This is a genomic window from Lysinibacillus sphaericus OT4b.31 (assembly GCF_000392615.1).
Classification (GTDB): Bacteria; Bacillota; Bacilli; order Bacillales_A; family Planococcaceae; genus Lysinibacillus; species Lysinibacillus sphaericus_B.
This window is the reverse complement of sequence record NZ_KB933424.1, coordinates 1-5,052: the sequence shown is the minus strand read 5'-3', so window position 1 is coordinate 5,052 and position 5,052 is coordinate 1. Positions and strand designations below refer to the sequence as shown.

The 5,052-nt window shown below is 36.0% G+C and carries 4 protein-coding genes; all 4 read right to left on the bottom strand.

Annotated features, from left to right (window positions below; all coding sequences use genetic code 11):
• Positions 1 to 802: 802 nt before the first annotated feature.
• Positions 803 to 1,651 carry a GNAT family N-acetyltransferase gene (locus H131_RS22380; protein ID WP_010861421.1) on the bottom strand — a complete coding sequence of 283 codons (849 nt, stop codon included), beginning with the start codon at positions 1,649 to 1,651 and terminating at the stop codon, positions 803 to 805.
• A gap of 44 nt (positions 1,652 to 1,695) precedes the next feature.
• Positions 1,696 to 2,235 (bottom strand): histidine phosphatase family protein, encoded by a 540-nt coding sequence (locus H131_RS22375; RefSeq protein WP_010861420.1) that lies wholly within the window; start codon positions 2,233 to 2,235, stop codon positions 1,696 to 1,698.
• A gap of 341 nt (positions 2,236 to 2,576) precedes the next feature.
• Entirely contained in the window at positions 2,577 to 3,884 is a 1,308-nt protein-coding gene (locus H131_RS22370) for a sensor histidine kinase (protein WP_010861419.1), read from the bottom strand.
• A gap of 574 nt (positions 3,885 to 4,458) precedes the next feature.
• Positions 4,459 to 4,677, bottom strand: coding sequence for a DUF1540 domain-containing protein (locus H131_RS22365; RefSeq protein ID WP_010861418.1), 219 nt, complete (start codon positions 4,675 to 4,677; stop codon positions 4,459 to 4,461).
• Positions 4,678 to 5,052: the final 375 nt, after the last annotated feature.

Below are 5,052 nucleotides of genomic sequence, written 5' to 3'. Positions count from 1 at the left end.
TTGTTTGCTACTCATTTTTATCTTCCTTATATATTAAGATTTGCAGAAAGGATGTAGACGCTCCTAATTGAGTGTCACAATAAGACAAGATGCGACTTAGGAACACAACTTTTCTGTATCAATTATAACCTTATTGCAGTATATCACATTTAATTATAGATTAAAATATCTACTATCTATACGATAGTTATAAGCTATTTAGATGTAGGGGATAAGAGAGCATTCCTTCTACAAGACCTAGCACATTCCTGTATTTTTCAACATTCCTCTAACTAACGTTTGTCGTTTCTTGTAATATGATGCAGCGCTTAATGAATTATGTATAAAAGACAAACAGTATCTTTTTCTTCAATATAAACTGCAAACATTCAAATCAATTGATTTTTTTCATATCATTAGCCTGCCCCCTTTATTTAAATTGTTTGTTGATTATCCATCAAGATAAGTTATTTCATTTAATCTTTACGGTTTCTTTGTTTGTTCATCGTAGTCACCGCCCTCTTCACTCCAAATGAACTGCTTACACCCGCTCCATTAACATACCCTCCCTATTCATTGCTATTGAATGCCTTTCCAGTGTTCTTCCCCCAATCCATCAATATTTTTAAAACAATTCACCGTAACATATTACCATATAATTTTTAAAATTATTAGAATATTTTATATTATCAAATAAAAAAAGAGGTGAAATTCACCTCTTTCAAATGATAGTCGCTAATTATTTCGTGTGGACATTCACTGTATCCATCAGTTGCTAAAAAACAGGATTTGTTTTTTTAGCTATAAACTACGACACGTGCTATCAGTCCAATATTTTCTTCATTTGCACTTGCTCTGTCATCACTGCTAGCCCGTTTTCAAGCAAATAGTTAGTAGCTGGATTACTAGCTAGGAAATTAACTGTTGCTATTGTTACTTTCCGATTTGCTATGCAGGCTATGAAGTATGGAATACATTCCACACTACCTTTCTCAAGCACCTCTAGCTGATACAATATTATACGCTCTAGTTGACCATCTTCGCCCCATTGTGCTCTATAAAGTATATAACCCATCGCTTCATTTTCCAGGTTATAAAATACCTTTGCCTCACCTTGTTTGTTACTATGCCAACTACATTGCCAAGGCACATCTTCCTTATAAAATGAAAAACTTGAAAGTTGCTCTGGGCGAATCGCTTCTACCCGCATTTGTAAAGGCTCTTTTACCTTTGCCTCAAACACGCCACTTAAAAACAGCAGATGATTTGTTATGTCATAGCCGTACTTTTCATAGAGAGCAATGGCTCTATTATTTTCTTTTATCGACTCAAGCGTAGCGATGTCGACGTTTTCTCTTGCGTAGATTGCTAAGGTTTTGTCCATTAAAGTACGTGAAACACCCTTCCCACGATAGGCTGGTGAGACACCTGTTCCACCATTCCATGCTATTTTCCTTCCATTTAAATGTCTAATCCCATTCATGACAATACCGATAGGCTCATGTCCATCAAATGCAACAATGGATAGTTCTGGAGAAAGCCCCTCCCCTTCGAGACGATTTAAAAACTTCGCTTCGTCCATTTCAATTTCCACAAAGTATTCTTCAAAACCTTTATTCCAGGCTTGTATAACTTCCTCTAATGTACACTGTGATACTGTTTTTATTTCCATCTCGCCCCTCATTTCTACTGCTATTTTTATGTTAACTCACTGTTTCATAAGTCGGCTAATTCCGCTAACGACATTTGTTTCACGATTTCATAACCATGCCCTTGTCCTCGAGGCTTTACAAACACAGTGCCTAAGTTTGAGACTTTTCCTAAACCTATGCCTTTTGGAAAGCTATGTGCAATAATCACTTTGTTCGTCCCTTGAGGTGGTTTCATTTCCAACACTGACCGAAGATTAGTTAAAATTCTCTGTTGTTCAGAGGTTGAAATATTTCCACCTAACTTATAGATGTCATACCAAAAAGGATCGGTCTGAACATTGACGTTGGGAAATGCTAACTGTGCCGTTTCGATGGTTCTACAAAAAGGACTTGTGACAATAGGCGGGCTGATAGGAACTTGTAAGTAGCGTAGCATTTGTCCATAATAAATAGCTTCTCTTCGACCAAGCTCAGACAAATTTCTTTGCGTATAACAGTTTTCAAAATTAAAATACGGCTGATCATTCCCCACTGTCGCTTCGGCATGTCTGGCGTATAAAATAAATCCGCCCTCTCTCAGTAACCCGAGCAATGTCTTTTCCAAATCCACCTTCTCCTCCCCAATATTACCATTAATATTACTGATAATGTATGAACTTTATTGCCTATAACATGATTTTTAGCACCAATAAATTCATTCATCTTACCTAACACAAAAAAGCTTCCTACAAAATGTCGTAGGAAGCTTTCTTTTACAATAAATATAGATGGATAAGACGGTTGATTTCCACTGGAATCGCCGCCCTACGCTCCAAACAGCACGCTGAAGGAGCTGTTCCAATAGTAAAAATAATGCTTAGAGAACTCCTGTTATGCTATTTTTCACTATGTAGGCAGTCAGGCGTTATTGTTTGAAGGACTTTTAATCAGCCCCTTGTTGTTAATTTACTTTAAAGGGATTTTCACTAGGGCAGTCGTCTCAAATTCTTTTGTAGATTCAATAGAAATTTCCCCATTATATTTATTGACGGTTTCTTTCACAATAAATAAACCTTGCCCTCTTATTTTTCCTTGCTCTATTTTTTTCGTCGAATACCCTTGTTTAAATATCTGCTCACACTGGCTGATTGTCGGTCCTGTATTATTAACCCTAAATACATACTGCGCATCATCTGCCATACAACAAATTGTTATTTTACGTTGACCTTCTGGCAATTCTATTGTTGCATCAATCGCATTATCAATTAAATTCGATAATATTTTGATTATATCTGTTGTTTTTATTTTATTGAATGCATCCTGAGAAACCGTAAAATCCATATCAATATTATGATTTTGTGCAGCTAGCTTTTTCGTTTGCAACAAGATAGACAGACCAGGGTGATCTATATCCAATTTTAGAGTCTTTATGGCCTGCACTTCTTTAGATAAAGAGGATAGATATTGTTGCGCCTGATCGGGTTTTCCTAATTGCAGAAATCCATGTATAACTTGAATATGATTGGTGAAATCATGTCTCAAAGAGGACACAGAGGTGATTAATGTTTTGATCTCTGTTTGGTAAGTATCCTCTGTTACCTCTACTTCTTTTGTCACTTCTTTTTGATACCATTTCTGTAATAAATAAAAGGAAGCAATCACCACCAAGATAAATACACCATTAAAGATAAAGTTAAAGAGATTATCTTTCAGGATTTTACCTTTGATGCCATCGAGTGTATCAGCACTAATATCAATACCCAAGTAGGCAATGGTTTTACCTTCATCATCGATGATTGGCGCCCCAACAGAAAGATAAGCACCATACTCAGAATCCTTAATGACACCTGTTACATATGTATGTCCCTCATAAGCTTGTCTGACTTGTTTTTCAGGTACTGTGCAAACCTCGCCTATGTCAAAACCGTATGTTCGTTCCTGAGGTAGTCCAACTACCATAGCCGTTGATACTTTTGGATTATCAATTTCCAATGTATAAACTAATAAAGCCCCTAGCATTTCTCTTGCATCATTTAAACTGTTTCTTATTTCCCAATAATGTTCGTTCTTCACAGGGTCATTCAAAAATCGCTTATATGCATCTATATCAATCGATGCTGCAATGGAGATTGCTGCTTCAAGACTTTGGTTTGCGATGGACTCTTCAACCGTCTTTTTCAACTTCACATAAGAGGTCAAGACATTTAAACTTGTAAACAATAATAATAAGACTGATGATAACATTATAATTAGTTTTATTTTACGACTTTTCATGCAAACTGGTACTTCCTCATCTATTGATTTACTAACTATTTCTTAAAATGGAGCTTTCACATATGAATAAAATAAGAACTATAAATATCTCCTCCGTAATAATATTATACTATAATATATTCAAGGTTAACTTAAATAATTCATCCTTTTTACTAAAGACACACACCTCTATATCCTACTTTAATCTAGTGACAAAATCAATTTGTTATCAGATTGACATTTATTCATTCTCAAGACATAGAAATCCATACTGAAAAGAGAATAGTATCATCTCCATCATACCATTCTCCCATACATAAAGTTCAATTATTGTTAATATATCACTATTTATTAGATTTTTTGATATACAGGTAAATTGCATTTGTGACCAAGCAGCCAAAAATATGTGCTGCCAGTGTGGCATTTAAAAGGAAAAGCACGAGATCTAGGAAGCGTTAGCGACCATGCGATTCGTGCCTCGCCCGTGGAAAGAGCAGCGGATATTTACAAAAAATGTTGAAAGGAGCCGTTTAGAACTCCTTTCTAACTGACCAAATCATTGAATTTAAGGTAAATGGACCAAAATAATCTATACCTATTTCCCTTTTGTTCGGAATGTTTTACAGCACGTATCTGACGATTGATTTGCTTCTTCAGATAAGAACTGTAAATCAAAATCAGAAGCAAACTCTGTGTTATGTTTGCTGTCTAACCGGTAATCCATATCGATTTCGATTGCCTCAGCTCCGCAAATATTTCCCTTAGCATGGAAAACACAATTTGACACAGTACAGTTCACTGATACATTTGGCATAGCTCTCCACCTCTTTCATGAAATAGGTCATGAAAAATACAGATAAGGCCTTTCCTTACCTCATCCCATACTCTTCATTATGTAGGTTGTCCATTTCAACATTTTTTACTAGCGTGATTGTAAGTTAAAATTGTCCAATCACACACCTCAAACAAAATGTAGTCCACACACACAAATTCATCTTAAATGAATTCATTTCAAAAATAGTTTTTCTATAAAGAAACACGAACATTTTTGGTAGGAGCGTAAGGTGATGCCAGCGGGAAAAGCAAGCGAACCGAGACCCTGGCTGAGCTTTTATGGGAACAAAGGCTAAAAGCGTCACGTCCTGTGACAACGCCTTCGTGACCAACATCCTGTTGCTGACGCTTCGCT

Excerpts from the sequence above, each read along its gene's own strand:
- H131_RS22365 (WP_010861418.1), bottom strand. The coding sequence starts at position 4,677 with ATGCCAAATGTATCAGTGAACTGTACTGTGTCAAATTGTGTTTTCCAT.
- H131_RS22380 (WP_010861421.1), bottom strand. The coding sequence starts at position 1,651 with ATGGAAATAAAAACAGTATCACAGTGTACATTAGAGGAAGTTATACAA.
- H131_RS22370 (WP_010861419.1), bottom strand. The coding sequence starts at position 3,884 with ATGAAAAGTCGTAAAATAAAACTAATTATAATGTTATCATCAGTCTTA.